The sequence below is a fragment of the Luteimonas sp. A649 genome, assembly GCF_054072735.1.
This window is the reverse complement of sequence record NZ_JBSVRQ010000001.1, coordinates 538258-554346: the sequence shown is the minus strand read 5'-3', so window position 1 is coordinate 554346 and position 16089 is coordinate 538258. Positions and strand designations below refer to the sequence as shown.

13 protein-coding genes and 1 riboswitch are annotated in these 16089 nt (G+C 69.0%); of the genes, 3 read left to right on the top strand and 10 right to left on the bottom strand.

Annotated features, from left to right (window positions below; translation table 11 throughout):
- Nucleotides 1-2: 2 nt before the first annotated feature.
- Together ACW5E8_RS02660 and ACW5E8_RS02655 are read right to left on the bottom strand one after the other, a co-directional pair.
- Nucleotides 3-1064, bottom strand: coding sequence for a ribonucleotide-diphosphate reductase subunit beta (locus ACW5E8_RS02660; protein WP_456963954.1), 1062 nt, complete (start codon nucleotides 1062-1064; stop codon nucleotides 3-5).
- Between the two features lie 159 nt (nucleotides 1065-1223).
- Nucleotides 1224-3593, bottom strand: coding sequence for a ribonucleoside-diphosphate reductase subunit alpha (locus tag ACW5E8_RS02655; RefSeq protein WP_456963953.1), 2370 nt, complete (start codon nucleotides 3591-3593; stop codon nucleotides 1224-1226).
- 181 nt (nucleotides 3594-3774) lie between these two features.
- A riboswitch (cobalamin riboswitch) is annotated at nucleotides 3775-4008 on the bottom strand.
- A gap of 156 nt (nucleotides 4009-4164) precedes the next feature.
- On the opposite strand from ACW5E8_RS02655, the gene ACW5E8_RS02650 reads away from it, so the two are divergent.
- Complete coding sequence (locus tag ACW5E8_RS02650) at nucleotides 4165-5961, top strand: diguanylate cyclase domain-containing protein (protein WP_456963952.1); 1797 nt, start codon at nucleotides 4165-4167, stop codon at nucleotides 5959-5961.
- On the opposite strand, the gene ACW5E8_RS02645 is transcribed toward ACW5E8_RS02650, so the two are convergent.
- The 3 genes from ACW5E8_RS02645 to ACW5E8_RS02635 form a co-directional block, all read right to left on the bottom strand.
- Nucleotides 5940-6095 carry a hypothetical protein gene (locus ACW5E8_RS02645; protein WP_456963951.1) on the bottom strand — a complete coding sequence of 52 codons (156 nt, stop codon included), beginning with the start codon at nucleotides 6093-6095 and terminating at the stop codon, nucleotides 5940-5942. The two genes, ACW5E8_RS02650 and ACW5E8_RS02645, sit on opposite strands and share 22 nt — an antisense overlap.
- A gap of 81 nt (nucleotides 6096-6176) precedes the next feature.
- Nucleotides 6177-6572: a DUF6165 family protein gene (locus ACW5E8_RS02640; protein WP_456963950.1), complete on the bottom strand. Its 396-nt coding sequence runs from the start codon at nucleotides 6570-6572 to the stop codon at nucleotides 6177-6179.
- Nucleotides 6573-6578: 6 nt separating this feature from the next.
- Nucleotides 6579-6899, bottom strand: coding sequence for an MliC family protein (locus ACW5E8_RS02635; protein WP_456963949.1), 321 nt, complete (start codon nucleotides 6897-6899; stop codon nucleotides 6579-6581).
- Nucleotides 6900-7043: 144 nt separating this feature from the next.
- On the opposite strand from ACW5E8_RS02635, the gene ACW5E8_RS02630 reads away from it, so the two are divergent.
- Together ACW5E8_RS02630 and ACW5E8_RS02625 are read left to right on the top strand one after the other, a co-directional pair.
- Complete coding sequence (locus ACW5E8_RS02630) at nucleotides 7044-7820, top strand: hypothetical protein (RefSeq protein ID WP_456963948.1); 777 nt, start codon at nucleotides 7044-7046, stop codon at nucleotides 7818-7820.
- A gap of 97 nt (nucleotides 7821-7917) precedes the next feature.
- On the top strand, nucleotides 7918-8379 hold the full coding sequence (locus tag ACW5E8_RS02625) for a BON domain-containing protein (protein ID WP_456963947.1): 462 nt from the start codon (nucleotides 7918-7920) through the stop codon (nucleotides 8377-8379).
- Between the two features lie 41 nt (nucleotides 8380-8420).
- Here the strand turns inward: ACW5E8_RS02625 and ACW5E8_RS02620 are convergent, their stop codons facing one another.
- The 5 genes from ACW5E8_RS02620 to ACW5E8_RS02600 all read right to left on the bottom strand — a co-directional run bounded on the left by ACW5E8_RS02620 (nucleotide 8421) and on the right by ACW5E8_RS02600 (nucleotide 16080).
- Nucleotides 8421-10208, bottom strand: a complete 1788-nt coding sequence (locus ACW5E8_RS02620) for a DUF885 domain-containing protein (RefSeq protein ID WP_456963946.1) — start codon at nucleotides 10206-10208, stop codon at nucleotides 8421-8423.
- A gap of 110 nt (nucleotides 10209-10318) precedes the next feature.
- Nucleotides 10319-10987, bottom strand: a complete 669-nt coding sequence (gene pdeM, locus ACW5E8_RS02615; RefSeq protein WP_456963945.1) for a ligase-associated DNA damage response endonuclease PdeM — start codon at nucleotides 10985-10987, stop codon at nucleotides 10319-10321.
- The gene (locus ACW5E8_RS02610) at nucleotides 10971-13451 is read right to left on the bottom strand and encodes a ligase-associated DNA damage response DEXH box helicase (RefSeq protein WP_456963944.1); all 2481 of its coding nucleotides are present in this window, start codon (nucleotides 13449-13451) and stop codon (nucleotides 10971-10973) included. The genes pdeM and ACW5E8_RS02610 overlap by 17 nt, the downstream gene beginning before the upstream one ends.
- Nucleotides 13448-15085 carry an ATP-dependent DNA ligase gene (locus ACW5E8_RS02605; RefSeq protein WP_456963943.1) on the bottom strand — a complete coding sequence of 546 codons (1638 nt, stop codon included), beginning with the start codon at nucleotides 15083-15085 and terminating at the stop codon, nucleotides 13448-13450. The genes ACW5E8_RS02610 and ACW5E8_RS02605 overlap by 4 nt, the downstream gene beginning before the upstream one ends.
- Complete coding sequence (locus tag ACW5E8_RS02600; RefSeq protein WP_456963942.1) at nucleotides 15085-16080, bottom strand: ligase-associated DNA damage response exonuclease; 996 nt, start codon at nucleotides 16078-16080, stop codon at nucleotides 15085-15087. The genes ACW5E8_RS02605 and ACW5E8_RS02600 overlap by 1 nt, the downstream gene beginning before the upstream one ends.
- Nucleotides 16081-16089 lie beyond the last annotated feature (9 nt).

The window sequence follows — 16089 nt, the reverse complement described above, 5'->3', positions numbered from 1 at the left end:
GCTCAAAGATCGTCGAAGCCATTGTCGGAATTCGTCTTCTTGTAGCTGGCATTTCGCATCTCGAAGAAGTCGGTCTTGGTCTCGGTGAAGTTGTCGGCGTAGGCCTTGATCCAGGGCATCACGTTCTCGGTGGCCTCGGAATACAGCCTCTCGATGCCCAGCATCCCGGCCATCTTGTTGGCGCGGTACTTTACGTAGCGGACCATTTCGTCGACATCGATGCCGTCGATGCCGTCCAGTACTTCGCCGGTCCACTGCACTTCCAGCTCGATGGCGTGCTCGAAGGCGCTGTGCACGTAGGCGGTCAGCTCATCGGTCTGCAGCTCCGGGTTCTCGCCGACGATGGCGCGGATCAGCTCGCTGATGAACTTGGTGTGCGCAAGCTCGTCGCGGTTGATGAAGCTGATGATCTTTCCGGTGCCGGCCATCCGGTTCTGGCGCACCAGGTTATAGAAGTAGGCGAAGCCGGAATAGAAGTTGATTCCCTCCAGGATCGAGGACTGGATCAGCGAGCGCAGCAGGGTCTCGGCGGTCTTTTCGCGCATGAAATCGTCATACGAGTTCATGATCGGCGCGTTGCGCTTCTGGATCGTCGGGTGCGTGCGCGCGATCTCGAAGATCCGGTTCTGGTTCTGCAGGTCGGTGATCGAGGCCAGCACGTAGCTGTAGCTTTCGTTGTGGATGACTTCCTGCTGCCCGATGATCGCCGCGTTCGCGTGCGCGGCCGGGTCGGTGATGTATTCGGCGACGTTGTAGATGAAGCGCGTCTGCGGCGAGTCCAGCGTGGCCAACAGCCCGATGATCGAGTCATAGGCGTTCTTCTCCCGTGCCGACAGCTCGCCGTACTGCTTGGCGTCGCTCTTCATGTCGACCTCGTCCGGGATCCAGAAGTTGGTCGAGAGCTCCTTGTAGGCGCGGTAGAACGACGGATACGGGATGTCGTTCCAGTTGAGGATGCCGCTGGTGCGGCCGTTGATGATCCCGGTCGAGCGGTTGGGATGGCGCGGCTCGAGGATGCGAATGCGGTCGAGCGGCGTGGAAGTAAGCGGTGCGGTGGCGGACATGTGGTCTTCTCGTGTTTCGGGCGTCGCGGGACGAATCGATCTGGAGGAAAGCCCCCCCTGAGTCAGGGGGGCGCGCCGAAGGCGCGGGGGTCTGGGTGCTGGTGATGCAGGGTCCACGGTTCGCCACGCGAACCGTGGAAGCGAAAGCGCGAATGCGCTTCAGCTACTGCACCACTCGCACTCGGCGATGTCGATGTCGTTCGAGCGCACGTAGTAGGTGGTCTTCAGGCCTTCGCGCCATGCCGTCATGTGCAGCTCAAGCAGGGTGCTGGCGCGGATGGTGCTGGGGACGTAGAAGTTGAAGCTGATCGACTGGTCGACGTGGCGCTGGCGGCGCGCGTTCTGGCGGACGCTTGCGAACTGGTCGACGCGGTAGGCGCCTTTCTCGTAGTAGGGCCAGGTATCGAGCGACAGACCCGGGGCCGCGACCGGTCGCCGATAATCCTTCTTCTCTTCGTAGTAGAACGCGGAGTAGATCGGGTCGATGGATGCGGTGGAGCCCGCGATCTGCGCGGTGCTCATGTTGGGTGCCACGGCCATCAGCCAACCGTTGCGCATGCCGCCCGCGGCCACCCGGGTAGACAGCTCCCGCCACTCCGGGCTGTCGTAGCCGCGGTCGCGGAAGTAGGCGCCGGTGTGCCAATCGCTGCCCTCGAACGCCGGATAAGCGCCCTTCTCCTCCGCCAGCGCCATGCTGGCCCGCACCGCGAGCTGGTTGATGCGCTCGTACAGCGCGTCGCTGCAATCCTCGGCCCCGGGCGCGTTCCACTCGATGCCCTTCAGCGCCAGCAGGTGGTGCCAGCCGAACGTGCCCAGGCCGATGGCGCGGTACTTCTGGTTGGTGATCGTGGCCTGCGGCACCGGCAGCTGGTTGAGGTCGATGACGTTGTCGAGCATCCGCACCTGGATCGGCACCAGGCGCTCGAGCACGTCGGTGATGAGGTCGCCCTGCCCGTCCGGTGGCACGACGGCGCGGCCGAGGTTGATCGACGACAGGTTGCAGACCACGAAATCGCCGGCCTGGCGCGTGGTCACGATCTGGTTGCCGGAGATGATCTCCTGCATGAGCCGCGTCGGGCTCATGTTCTGCAGGATCTCCGTGCACAGGTTTGACGAATACACCATGCCGGCGTGCTTGTTCGGGTTCTTCCGGTTCACTTCGTCCCTGTAGAACATGAACGGGTTGCCGGTCTCCAGCTGGCTGACCATGATCCGCTTGAAGATGTCGATCGCCTTGACCGTCCTGCGGCTCACGCGTTCGTCGCCCACGACCTCCGCGTACTTCTCGCGGAAGCTGCCCGCACCGCGGGATTCGTCGAAGAAGTCCTGCAGGTACCAGCCCTTGAGCCGCTTCACTTCATGTGGATCGAACAGGTACCAGTCGCCGCGGCGCTCGACCGCCTCCATGAAGATGTCCGGGATGCAGACCGAGGTGAACACGTCGTGTGCGCGCAGGCGCTGGTCGCCGTTGTTGAGGCGCAGGTCGAGGAAGGCCTCGATGTCGCGGTGCCAGACGTCCAGGTACACCGCCACCGCCCCCTTGCGCTGGCCGAGCTGGTCGACCGAGACCGCGGTGTTGTTGAGCTGCTTGATCCACGGCACCACGCCACCCGAAGAGTTCGGCACGCCGCGGATCGCCGCCCCCGAGGCGCGGACGTAGCCCATGTAGGCGCCCACGCCGCCTCCGCCCTTGGACACGCGGGCGATGTCGGTGTTGGAGTCGTAGATGCCCTGCAGCGAATCGTCGACGGTGTCGATGAAGCACGACGACAGCTGCCCCCCGGTCTTGCCGGCGTTCTGCAGCGTCGGCGTGGCGACCGTCATGTACAGGTTGGACAGCGCCCAGTAAGCCTCGCCCACCAGCTGCATGCGGCGCTCGCGCGGGGCTTCGCGCTGCATCAGGTACAGGGCGATCGTCAGCCACCGCTCCTGCGGCAGTTCGTACACCGCGCGGCTGGTGTCCGTCGCCAGGTAGCGGGTGGCGAGCAGGTACAGGCCGTTGTAGGCGAACAGCCTGTCGCGCTCCGGATCGATCATCTTCCCGGCTTCAACGAGTTCCTCCTTGGAGTAGGCGCGCAGGATGTCGTTGGAATACACGTTGCGGTCGGCCAGGCTTTCCTGGAGTCCGACGTAGGAGCCGTAGCGTTCGCCGACGTCGTAGAAGCGGTTGCGACTGGCGCGCTTGTACAGGCGCTGCAGGTACAGGCGTGCGGCGAACATCTCCCACTCGGGCGCGGCCACGTCCACGCGCGCTTCGGCTTCGCGCACCAGGTGGTCGACGAGGTCGTCCGCGTCCACCACGTCCTTGCGTTCGACGAACCCGCACACGCTGCGCGTGTAGTCGGCGACATCGAGCTGCGGAAACTCGGCGTGGATGCGATCGATGCTGCGCACGAGCCGTGCGCGGTCGTAGGGCATGCGGCGGTTGCCGGCTTCCTTGGTGATCCATGTGGCAACGCATCCGCTTTCGCCGTCGCGCGGGAAGGCAGCCGGGGCTGGAACGGCGGCGATGCCGTCGTGCTTGTCCATGTGTGTTCCTGGATGAGGGACGCACGGCCACCTGTCCCGCGGCAGGAGGCGGGCGGCGTCATCACAGGGTCGGCAAGCGGCGTCGCAACGGACACGCCCGATCCGACAACGAATCGCGGGCGCATGCGCGCTTCACCAGCCATCTCCCCCCGGAGATTCCGCAGCCGGCACCGCGCGATGTGCTTGCGCGCGGCTGTCGGCAGGTCTTCGGGCTCGTGGATCCGGGAGCTGGGCTCCGCGCCTCGGTCGCCGCTTCCCGGAACCACCGTTCCAGTGCGAGTGCGACCTCGTTTCCACCTACCGCTGCGGGGCAGCGCCGGAATGAGTGGGACTGGATGTTTCTCCGCCCCACCGCACCGGCTTCCCTTTTCATCCCGCGCCCTGCGGCGCGCGAACCGACGACCACAACATATCGTGGCGCCAAGGAACCGTCAACGCAAAATGTTGTGACAAGACGTCGGGGAGATTCCGGCTGCCGCGGAAGCGAATGCCGGACGCCCACCGCACCGCAGCGGTCATTCGCCTTTGCACTGCCTGGGCTAAAGTGCCGGTTCCCCACCTCGAGACCGTCATGTTCGACCGCTTTCGATTGCCCCGGACCTATTGGGCCGACCGGTCCGTCCTGGCCCTCCTGATCGCCACCACGGCCTGGCTCTCGCTGACGTTCGCGCGCGGCCCCGGCGAACTCGCCGCGATCTGGGTCGGCAACGGCATCCTCACCGGCTGGCTGCTGTCCAGGCGCAGCGCGACGTGGCCGGGCTACATCGCGATCGCGTTCGCGTGCGAACTGCCGGCCCGGATGCTCGCCGGCGATACCCCCGTCTACGCGTTCGCGATCGCGGCATGCAACATCGTGGAAGTGCTGGTGGTGGCCGGATTCGTGCGCAGCCGCGTCCCGGACATCCGCCAGCCGCGGGACTGGGTGCGCCTGGGCGGCATCGCGACCGGAGCCACGCTGCTGGCCTGTGCCTTGTCCGGACTGCTGGCCGCGGGCGTGGCATACGCCATGCACGGCCAGGCATTCGTGCGGTCCTTTGCAGGCTGGTATGCCGCCCACGTCGTGGGCATGGTGATCCTGGCCACCACCACCCTCGTCGTGCAGCGCGAAGGGCTGGGCCTGTTCATTGCGCGCGGCCGGGGCTGGTCGCTCGCGGCCAGCATGACCTTGCTGGTGGCGGTGGGCATCGGGGTGTTCATCAGCGCCTACCCGGTGATGTTCCTGACCTATCCCGCCCTGCTGCTCGCCGCGATGCGCCACCAGTTCGCGGGCGTGGCGCTGGGCGTGATCGCGTTGGCCCTGATCGCCGCCATCGCCACCACGCTGGGATACGGTCCGCTGTGGCTGCAGCATGACCTGGGGGACGGCGGCAGGATCGCGCTCCTGCAGCTCTACCTGGCTGGCGGCTGCGTGATGACCATCCCTGTCTGCCTGGCCATGGCCGAACGCAAGCGCCTTGCCATGCGCCTGGGCGACAGTGAGCGCCGCTACCGCATGCTCGCCGACCATTCGCATGACGTTATTTCCCGCATCCGGGGGGACGGTGAACGGCTGTATGTCTCTCCCTCGGCGCTGGAGATGCTGGGATGGACGCCGGACGAGATGCTCGGTTCGCGGTGGGACAGCGTGCACCCGGACGACCGCGCGACCCAGCAGCAGGCGATGGCCGACGTGCTCGCCACGGGCAACCCGCGCACCGACATCTACCGCGTGCGGCACAAGGACGGCCACTACGTCTGGGTGGAAGCGGTGTCGCGCTGCATTCCCGCCGACGACGGCAGCGATGCGGACGATCTCATGCTGACCGCGCGCAACATCAGCCGCCGCGTGGCCGCCGAGCAGGCGCTCGAGGAGAGCCGGCGCGAGCTGGAGCGGCTGACGCGCGTCGACACCCTGACCGAGCTGGCCAACCGCCGCCAGTTCGACGAGCGCCTAGCGCTGGCGCTGAAGCGGCTGCACCGCCACGACACCCCGATCGCGCTGCTGTGCCTGGACATCGACCACTTCAAGGCCATCAACGACGGCCATGGCCATGCCGCCGGCGACGCCGTGCTGCAGGCCTTTGCCGGGCGCCTGTGCGACAGCGTGCGTGAGACCGACCTGGTCGCGCGCCTGGGCGGCGACGAGTTCACGATCCTGGTCGAGGATGCGCAAGCCGGAGCGGCCGAGGCGATCGCGCGCAAGGTGCTGGAATCCACCGCCGCGACCATCGAAGCTGGCGGCACGCCGCTGATCGTGACCACCAGTATCGGCATCGCCTACGCGCAGCGGCCCACCGATGCCGCGACGCTGATGGAAGCGGCGGACGCGGCGCTGTATGCGGCCAAGAAGGCGGGGCGCAACGGCTATCACGTGGGCGAGGCATCCTGACGCCACGTCCCGGTCCGGGAACCACCGCGACATCCGGCGGTCCCGGGATTCAACGAGTCCACGTTGCGGCCGATGGCGCCGCCCGCCACGGCACCGGCCACCGTCGCGACCTTGCGTCCGCTTCCGCTGCCCACCTGGTTGCCGACCTATCGCGTGCAGTGCGTCCGCCGGACCCGCGCCGCCCCGGATCGCGATGGCCGTCATCAGGTCCGGCATCACGCACCTCCCTGGTACTGCTTCTCCTCGATGAATTCGGAGCCCGCCAGGCGATTGATGTCGTTCTTGATCGCGATCCGCTCGCCGTTGCGCATGGCCACCGCGCGCGCGAGCTGGATGAATCCGTCGTCGAAGTCCTTGGCGGCTTCCCTCGCGCGCAGGCCGTCCTGCACGTCCCACATCAGTTCATTGACCGCCTTCAGGCGGTCGTAGAACCCGTCGAGCTCCGGTTTGGCGTCCACCAGCGCCTGCCAGATCGGGCGCAGGCCCTCGAGTTCGACCGCGACGTGCGCGCGCTTGTCGGCATCGGCGATGCGCTCGTGCTTGATGTGCAGGATCGAGATCTTGTCGGCCAGCTCGCCGACCGACACGGGAACGGAAATGGTCTGCTGCATGTTCACTCACCCGGCCTTGCACTGGATGGGAACCATACGGCCGATTTCCACCGTGAGGTCGTCGCCCTTGCCGCGGATGGTGTTGGGGCCGTTGCTGTAGACGAAACCCGAAGCGCTCGGCTGCTGCGCGAGTTCGATCGCGTCGCCATTGCGCAGCAGGACCGCGCGCTCCTGCGCGGCATGGAAGCGCACGGACAGGGACTCCCCGTTGTCGCAGCTGAAGGCGACCTCACGCATATCCGGCGGAGACGGGTCCACCGCGGCGGGCGGTGAGCTGCAGGCGCAAGCCGCGCAGGCTGCGAGCATTGCCATCAAGGGCACTTTCATCGAGTTCTCCAGCTTTGGCGCACGCTGGCGCCGGACGGACATATCGATACCGTAAACTCCGGCAGGCCCCACCGCCACCCTGGTGACAACATGTTTTCCACTGTATTGCGCACTCTTTTCGCTGCGACCGCCCTTGGCCTGGCCATGCCTGGGCATGCGGCCGCGGAGTCCCGCACGCCCCCGGCACCGCAGTGCCTGGACGCACGCGAGGTCAGCGAGGTGTTCCAGTCCGACGCGCGCACGCTGGCCATGGTGCAGTCGGATGGCAGGCGCTTCCGCGTGGAACTGGGCGCCGAGTGCCCCGAGGTCACCGCCGCCAGCAACACCCGCATGTTGGCCGCCAACGGCTGGATGTGCGGCACCGGCAACGAATACGTGTCGGTGGACTCGCAGCTGTGCCCGGTCGCCGCCGTCGCCCCGATCACCTCGGCCGAGTACGCACAGCACGCGCGCGCCAGCCAGACCAGCGCGGACGGCAGCACCACGCTGGCGACGGTGGTGGTGAAGGGTGAGCGCCGGCACGGCTTCGCGGCGTCCCCCAACTACTGCTTCAACCCAAGGCATGTGCGCGGCTGGTCGGAGGACCCGAAGGGCGTCGTGGTGGAGGTGAACCCGCGCCGCTCCGGTGGCAACCGCTACTACCGCGTGGAACTGGTGCGCTCCTGTCCGCATCTTGCCGGACCCGTCCAGATCGCCTTCCGTTCGGGCGTGGGCATCGGCCTGATCTGCGGCAACCCGGGCGACGATATCCGCACCGGCACCCGTGGAACCGGAACCATCGGCGGCGGCCTGGGGGAGCCTTTGGCGCTGGCGGACGGCAGGTCGACGGAATTCCTCATGACCGGCTCCGACCGCATGCAGATCCTGGGTGCGAAGTCCGGATGCCCGATCCGCGCGGTGTATCCCATGGAGGTGGATTGATCCACGCGTCATCCCGGCATGACGCGGCTTGAACACGCCCCGCCCCACACTGGCTCCAGGCGGCACACACGCCCGCCAACCCCACGGAGGCCAGACGATGACCCGATCCACGACCGGCAGCGCCAGCGGCGAGTTCCGCGATGTGGCGCGTGATGCGATGAAGCTCGGCGGTCGCTGTGCCAGCGCCGCGCGCGACTGGCTGGGCGAAAAGCGCGAAGAGTTCAACCTTGGCCGCGCGGCCGGCACGTCCGACGTGTCCGTCCACGGCTATCGCGGCGTCGGTCCCCGCGGCTACCGCCGCGACGACACGCGGATCCATGACGATGTCTGCGATGTGCTGGCCGAGAACGATGCGCTCGACGCCGGCGACATCAGCGTGGAGGTGACGGAAGGCGTGGTGCGACTCGCGGGCTCTGTGCCGCACCGCATGATGAAGCGCCTGGCCGAAGACCTCGCCGACGGGTGCAAGGGCGTGCGCGACGTGGAGAACGCGCTGCGCGTGGGGATTCCGCCATCGGGCGTTGTTCCCGGCGCGCCGCCGTTCGACGCGGCGCCCTGAACCTCGCAGGAAACGGAGCCGAGGTGCGGGGGTCGCTGCCATCACGTGGCGGCGGCGGCCTTGCGCTCCGCGATGAAGCGGCGCACCTCTTCTTCCAGCACCGGCAGCGGCACCGATCCCAGGCGCAGGATCGTGTCGTGGAAGGCCTTCTGGTCGAAGTCCGAACCCAGTGCCTGCTCGGCCTCCACGCGCAGGTCGCGGATGGTCTTGTAGCCGATGTAGTACGACAGGGCCTGGCCCGGCCACGAGATGTAACGGTCGACCTCGTTGACGATGTCCGGGCGCGAGAGCGCGGCGTGGCTGGCGAGGTATTCGATCGCCTGCTCGCGGCTCCAGCCGTACTCGTGGATACCGGTGTCGATCACCAGGCGCGCGGCGCGCCACATCTCGAAGCTCAGGCGGCCGAAGTCCTCGTAGGGCGTCTCGTAGATGCCCATCAGTGTGCCCAGCCATTCGGTGTACAGCGCCCAGCCCTCGCCGTAGCCGGAGAAGTAGGTGCGCTGGCGGAAGTCCGGGCGCTCCGGCGCTTCGAGCGCCAGCGCGGCCTGCAGGCTGTGGCCGGGCGAGCATTCGTGCAGGGTCAGCGCCGGCAGGTTGTACAGCGGTCGTGACGGCAGGTCCCAGGTGTTGAACCAGCAGGCATCCAGTCCGCCGCGGCCCGCGGTGTAGTTGGGCGCAATGTCGTCGGCCACCGGCAGGATGGTGAAGCGGTAGCGCGGCAGCGTGCCGAGCACGTGCTTGAGCTGGCCGTCGACCTTCTTGGCGACGTACGCGGCGGTGGCCAGCAGTTCGCGCGGCGTCTTCGCGTAGAACTTCGGGTCGCTGCGCAGGTAGGCCAGGAACTCTTCAAATGAGCCTTCGAAACCGGCACGCGCCATTACCTCGCGCATCTCCGCGGAGATGCGGGCGACTTCCGCCAGGCCGAGTTCGTGGATCTCGCGCGGATCCATGTCACGGGTCACGTACTCGCGGATCTGGCCGCGATAGAACGCTGCGCCGTCGGGCAGGTCGGCGGCCGAAATCGAAGTGCGGGTGCCCGGCAGGTAGTCCTCGCGCATATAGGACAGCAGCCGCCGGTAGGCCGGCACGGCCTGCTCCAGCACCACCTTGCGCCCGTCCGCGCGCAGCTGCGCGCGCACCGCTTCGGGCAGCGTCGCCGGGATCGTGTCGAAGGCGGCGAGCAGCGGGTTGGCCGCGTCATCCAGCGTGTACGGCACGATGGTGTTGTCGCGGTTGTCGAGCGACGCGCGCGGGACGCTCCAGCCGCGCGCCAGGCCGCGCTCCATGTTGGCGATGTGCTCACCGAAGGCACGCGGCAGCTCGCCCAGGCGGCCGATGTAATCGCGCCATTCCTGCTCGCTCTGGTAGGGCTGGCGCGGCGCGAAGCCGGTCCAGAAGAAGGTGTCGCTGTTGAACGGCGCCTCCCAGGTGCGGCGCGTGGCGTTCTCGTGGTCGGCCTGCATCGCGGTGCGGAACACCGCCAGGTTGACCTGGTCCTCGCGCGCAAGCGCGTCGACAGGGATTGCGTCCAGCTTTGCCAGGGTCGCGGACCAGTGCGCCGCGCGGCGCTCCCAGGCTTCGGGCGTGTTCGATGGCAAGCGCGCCGACTGCCGCCAGCGGCCATCGACTTCGGTATAGCCGTATTCCTGCTGGCGCCATGTGCTGTCGGCTTCGAACAGCGCGTGCAGACGCGTGGCTGCGTCATTGGCAGGCACGGCGGCCTGCGGCGTGGCGCCGGCCTGCGCCAGCGCGACACCTGTGGTCGCGCACGCCAGCGCCAGGAAGCAGATCGTGGAAAAACGCAGGCGGAAGCGGCCTGTTGGGGACATGCGGGGGCTCTCCGAGGTGATGGATGACTGCGCGGGCCGAAGGCGCTTCGCACATTGGCAGCCTTGAAGTATGCCTGTGCGCCCGGCCGGGGTCCGACACAGTGGATGGATCAGGACGCGGTGGCCATGCGCCACGCCGTGTCGCCATGACCCACCAGCTCACCGCCGGCGCACGCGATCCAGGCCTGGTCGTCCGGAAGCAGCCATCCCCCGGTGAAGGCCGAGAACGCGGGCAGGATCGCCTGGTGCGCATCCAGCGCCAGTGCGGGGTGCCTGCCGGGCAGCCCCGGCAAGCGCACGACCGGATGCACATGGCCGCAAAGCACGTACCCGCGGGGGGGATCAGGCGCTTGGAGCGGGAAATGGCGGAAGCGGAACGGGCCGTCGCGGACGTCGTCGGGCAGGTACACGACGCCGGCGGCATCCGCCACCAGGGCGCGGTCGTGGTTGCCGGCCACCACGCTCGCCACGCAGTCCGGATGCGCGGCGAGCAGCGCCCGCCATGCCGTTTCGACGCGCGCGTGCCGGCGGCCGTGCAGGAAGTCGCCCAGCACCCACAGTTCACGCGCCCCGGTGGCGTGCAGCAGCGCGTCCAGGCGGGCAAGGTCGTGCCCGGTGCCGCCGCTGGGCACCGGGATTCCGGCCGCGCGCATGATGTCGCCCTTGCCCAGGTGCAGGTCGGCGATCAGCAGGCGCCCGCGCGCGGGCCAGTACAGCGCACGATCGGCGAGCAGCCGCATCGGCTCACCGGCCAGCAGCAGGTCAATCGCGCCGGGCATGGCGCTGCTCCAGCTGCAGGGCGGCGCGCGTCACGCGCGTACGCCAGTCCTCGGTGCTCAGCTGGCCGCGCATCGACTCCGCCCACAGCGGGAAGGCCAGCGGTGTCAGTCCGCGCGGGCGATGCAGGAGCAGCGTGCGCGCACCGCAGCGCTCCAGCGCCTCGCGCAGGCGCCGCACTTCCAGCTGCGCCTCCAGCACTTCGCGCTCGGCCTGCGCCAGCAACACGTGTTCCGGATCATGGCGGGTGAGCACGTCGAACAGGAGGCTGCTCGAAGCCTGTAGCTGGCGCAGTGACTTGATCGCACGCCCCGGCAGCGACGGCGCCAGCAGGCCGGCGACGCGCGCGATCTCGCGGAACTGCCGCCGCGCGAGCTCGGCCAGGTTGAGGCTGGCGCGCAGGTCGTCCATCAGGCCCTCGACGGACAGCATGCATGTGAGCAGCACTTCGTCCGGAACGGCTTCGGCCTGGGCTGTCAGCACCAGCCCGTAATCGTTCATCGCCCAGGCGAAGGTGTTCGGCGCCTCGCGCGCCCAGCGCAGGGCCAGCAGCGGTGCCAGGCCTTCGTGCACCGCGCGCCCGGCGAACGGAAACAGGAACAGGTGCCAGCCTTGTCGCGTCTTCACGGCTTCGGCCAGCAGCGTGCCCGGCGCAGGCAATGCGGACAAGCGCGACTGCAGTGCAAGCAGCGGCGCCAGCGCGCGCATCTCCGGACTGTCGGCGGGCTGCGACAGGATCGCCTCCACTTCCGATGCGAGCTCGCTCGACAGCGGCATGCGCCCGCCCTGCCAGCGCGGCACCATGCCGTCGTTGCGCTTGGCGACGCGTACGTAGGCGGTCATGTCGCGCAGCTGCACGAGCTCCAGCGTGCGCCCTGCAAACTGGAAGCGATCGCGCAGGCGCAGCCGCGACACGAAGGCCTCCTCCACCGCGCCGAGGCCTCCGCCCTTGAGATAGCGCACCTGCACGCTGCCGTCGCTGGTAATGGTGCCGATGGAGAGGCGGTGACGGAAGGCGACGCGGCGGTCGTGCACGCGATGAATGCCGTCCTCGTCGCGCACCACGCGGCGGAAATCGGGGTAGTGCTCGAGCGCGCTGCCGCCGCGCACGATGAAGTCGAGTACGGCCGTCCAGGCCTCGTCCGAAAGCGCGGCGAAGGCATGGGTGCCGCGCACCTCTCCGAGCAGCGCGTCGGCGTCGAAGCCACCACCAAGGGCCAGGGTGACGCAATGCTGGGCCAGTACGTCCAGCGACAGCCGCGGCGGTGGACGCGCTTCGATGCGGCCGGCTGCGATGGCAGCACGCGCCGCAGCGTATTCGGCCAGTTCGAACGCGTGGGTCGGTACGCACACCACATGGCCGGCCTCCCCCGGGCGGTGACGCGCCCGCCCGCCGCGCTGCAGCAGCCGCGCCATGCCCTTCGGGCTGCCGACCTGCAGCACCTGGTCGACTGCGGGGAAGTCCACGCCCAGGTCGAGGCTGGAGGTCGCGACCACGCAGCGCACGCTGCCGTCGCGCAGGCCGGCTTCGGCGATGGCGCGCAGCGATGCATCCAGTGAACCGTGGTGAAGGGCCAGCGTGGACGGATCATCCAGCCAGACCGACTGCAGCGCGCGGTGCCAGAGTTCGGCCTGCGAACGCGTGTTGGTGAACAGCAGGCTGCTGCGTGCGCGCTGCAGCACGGCAGCAACACGTTCGAGCTGCGACAGGCCGAGGTGCCCGGCCCAGGGGAAACGTTCGCCCTCACCCGGGATCAGCGTCTCCAGCGTCATCTTCCGTGGCCGTGGCGCCGCGAGGATCGGCGCGTCCGGGACGTGCGGCAGCAGGACGTCTCGCGCCTCGTCGAGGTTGCCCAGCGTCGCCGACAGTCCCCAGGTGCGCGCGCCGGGCGCCAGCGTGCGCAGCCGCGCCAGGCACAGCTGCAGCAGCACGCCGCGCTTGTTGCCCAGCAGCTCATGCCACTCGTCGACCACCACGGCGCGCACGCCGGCGAACAACGCACCGGCATCCGGATACGACAGCGACAGCGCGAATGACTCCGGGGTCGTGACCAGCAGGTCGGCCAGGCCCTTGCGCGCCAGGCGCCGGTCTCGCGCGCCGGCATCGCCGGTGCGCATGGCGACCGTCCACGGCACGCCGAGCGCTTCGATCGGCCCGCGCGCGGCGCGCACGGTATCGACCGCGAGTGCGCGCAGCGGCGTGATCCACAGCACGCGTAGCCGCGGCGTGGCGAAGGCACCCCGACGCGTGGATGCGGGTGCGTCGCCCAGGCTCAACGCTTCCAGCAGTGGCCCACCGAGCGCGGCGAGGGTCTTGCCGCTGCCCGTCGGCGTGACCAGCAGCCCGGACTCGCCCGCAAGGTAGCGGCGCCAGGCCTCGCGCTGGAACGTGGCCGGTCGCCAGCCCTGCGCCGCGAACCAGGCGCTGAGCGGGGCATCAAGGCGGCTCCGCGCCCGAACGCTCATCGCGCCAGCGCCTTCAGTGCATCGAGGCTGTCCGCCTCGCGCGCGAGCTTGTCCTCGCGCCAGCGCAGGATGCGGGGGAAGCGCACCGCGATGCCGGATTTGTGCCGCGCAGACCGGTTCACGCCCTCGAAGCCGAGTTCGAACACGTGCACTGCTTCCACTGATCGCACCGGTCCGAACCGTTCGAGCGTGTGCGCGCGGATCCAGCGGTCCAGGCGCAAGATCTCGGCGTCGTCCAGACCGGAATACGCCTTGGCCACCGGCACCAGCGCGTCGCCGTCCCAGAGCCCGAAGGTGTAGTCGGTGAACAGGGTGCTGCGCCGGCCGTGGCCGCCCTGGGCGTACATCAGCACCGCATCGATGCTCAGCGGGTCGACCTTCCACTTCCACCAATCGCCTCGCTTGCGCCCGTGGCGGTAGGGCGAGTCCGCGCGCTTGAGCATCAGGCCTTCGACGCCGCGTTCACGCGATTGTTCGCGAAGCGCGGCGGCCTGCGCCCAGTCGCCGGCCTGCACGCGCGAGGACAGCACGAGCCGATCGGGATCGGCGTCCACAAGCAGCTCGGCAAGGCGCGTGCGGCGCGCTTCAAGCGGCCACGCACGCAGGTCTTCCCCCTCCAGTTCAAGCAGGTCGTAGGCGACCACGCGTGCCGGCGCCGTGGCCAGCGCCTTCGGTCCGGGCTTCAGCCGTTGGATGCGCGTCTGCAGCGCGCTGAAGGGCATGGGTTCGTCGGCTCCGGGCTCCCACGCGAGCAACTCGCCGTCGATCACGCAGGCGCGGCGCAGCGCGGCGGCGGCGGTCTCGATCTCCGGGAAGCGGCCATCCATGCGCTCCTCGCCGCGCGACCACAGCGCAATGCCACCGGCCCGCCGGATGAGCTGCAGGCGGATGCCGTCCCACTTCCACTCGAGCACCCAGTCGCCCACCGGGCCCAGCGTTTCCGGATCTGCTTCCAGCGGCGATGCGAGGAAGAAGGGATACGGCAGCTCGGCGTCGCCCGGTTGCGCGTCCGGTGACAGCAGGCCTTCGAGGAAGGCCGCGGTCGGCGTCCAGCGCCCGAGCATGCGCTGGGCGATGAGCGCAATGTCGACGCCGGACATTTCGGCCAACGCCTGCTGCACCAGCCCCTGCGACACGCCCACGCGCAGCGCGCCGGTCAGCAGCTTGTTGAATACCAGGCGCTCGCGGAAGCACAGGCTGCGCCACGCGGCCACGACCACCGCGCGCCGGTCCTCCGGGTCGCCATTGGCGACAGGGGCGAGGCGAAGCTCGATCCAGTCGGCCAAGCCATATTCCGCCACCGCCGCCTGGTCTACCTCACCTGCATCACATGCAGCCCGGGGCGGATCGTCCAGCAGCAGCGCCAGCGTCTCCGCCAGGTCACCCACTTGGTGATGGCAGGCCTCGACCAGCCAGTCCGGCGTGCCGCTCTCCTCGCCGATCCAGGCCCGCAGTTCACCGGTACCGGCGATCTTCGCGCGCGCGCCACCGACCTTGCCGCCGGACAGCAGCCACAGCGCCCAGGCCGCATCGCGCGGCGGCGCATCCCGGAAGTAGTCGACCAGCGCACGGCGACGGTCGAGGGTGCCAGCAAGGCGGTCGAGCCGCTCATACAGGGCGGCGAAGCGGCGCATCAGTCGTCCTCGCCATAGCCGGTGGCGAACACGCCGGTGTCGATGCCTCGGTCGTTGAGCACCCGCACCAGCGCATCGGTGTCGCCGTGGGTGGCGATCACGCGCCGCGCCCCGGTCTCGTGCGCGGTACGCAGCAGCGCGGGCCAGTCGGCGTGGTCGGAGACCACGAAGCCACGGTCGAGGTTGCGCCGGCGCCGGTTGCCGCGGATGCGCATCCAGCCCGAGGCAAAGCCCTGCTGGGCGCGCCGGAAGCGGCGGATCCACGGACTGCCCGCGGCCGACGGCGGTGCGATGACCAGTTCGCCCGCGAAGGCGGTTCCGCGCGCCTCGTCGGCGACGCGGCGGGTATCCAGCATCGGTACGCCGACCTCGCGATACACCTGCACGCCGGCGTCGATCGCGCCGTGCAGATACGCCGGCCGGTCGGTATGCGCCGCAAGTTCGGCCAGCACCCGCTGCGCCTTGCCCAGCGCGTAGCAATACAGGATCGCCGCCTCGCCGTTGGCCTCGCACTCCTCGCGCCAGGCGACGATGTCGCGCGCGACCTCCGAGACCGGTTGCCAGCGGTAGATCGGCAGCGCGAAGGTCGCCTCGGTGATGAAGACGTCGCAGGGCACGACCTCGAACGGCAGGCAGGTCGGATCGTGGTCGCGCTTGTAGTCACCGGATGCGACCCAGACCTCGCCGCCGGCTTCGATCCGCACCTGTGTCGAACCCAGCACGTGGCCCGCCGGATGGAAGGACGCCAGCGCGCCGCCGATGCGCACGCGCTCGCCCAGTGCATGCACGTGGTAGTCCTGGTCGCCCAGGCGCCAGCGCAGGATCGGCAATCCTTCCTCGGCCACGTGGTAGCAGCCCATGCCGGTGCGCGCATGGTCGCCATGGCCATGGGTGATCACCGCGCGCGGTACGGGGCGCGAGGGATCGATATGGAAATCGCCGGGCGGGCAGTACAGCCCGTCCGGCGTGGACACCACCAGGTCGCCGCGCGGCATGCCGGGGCG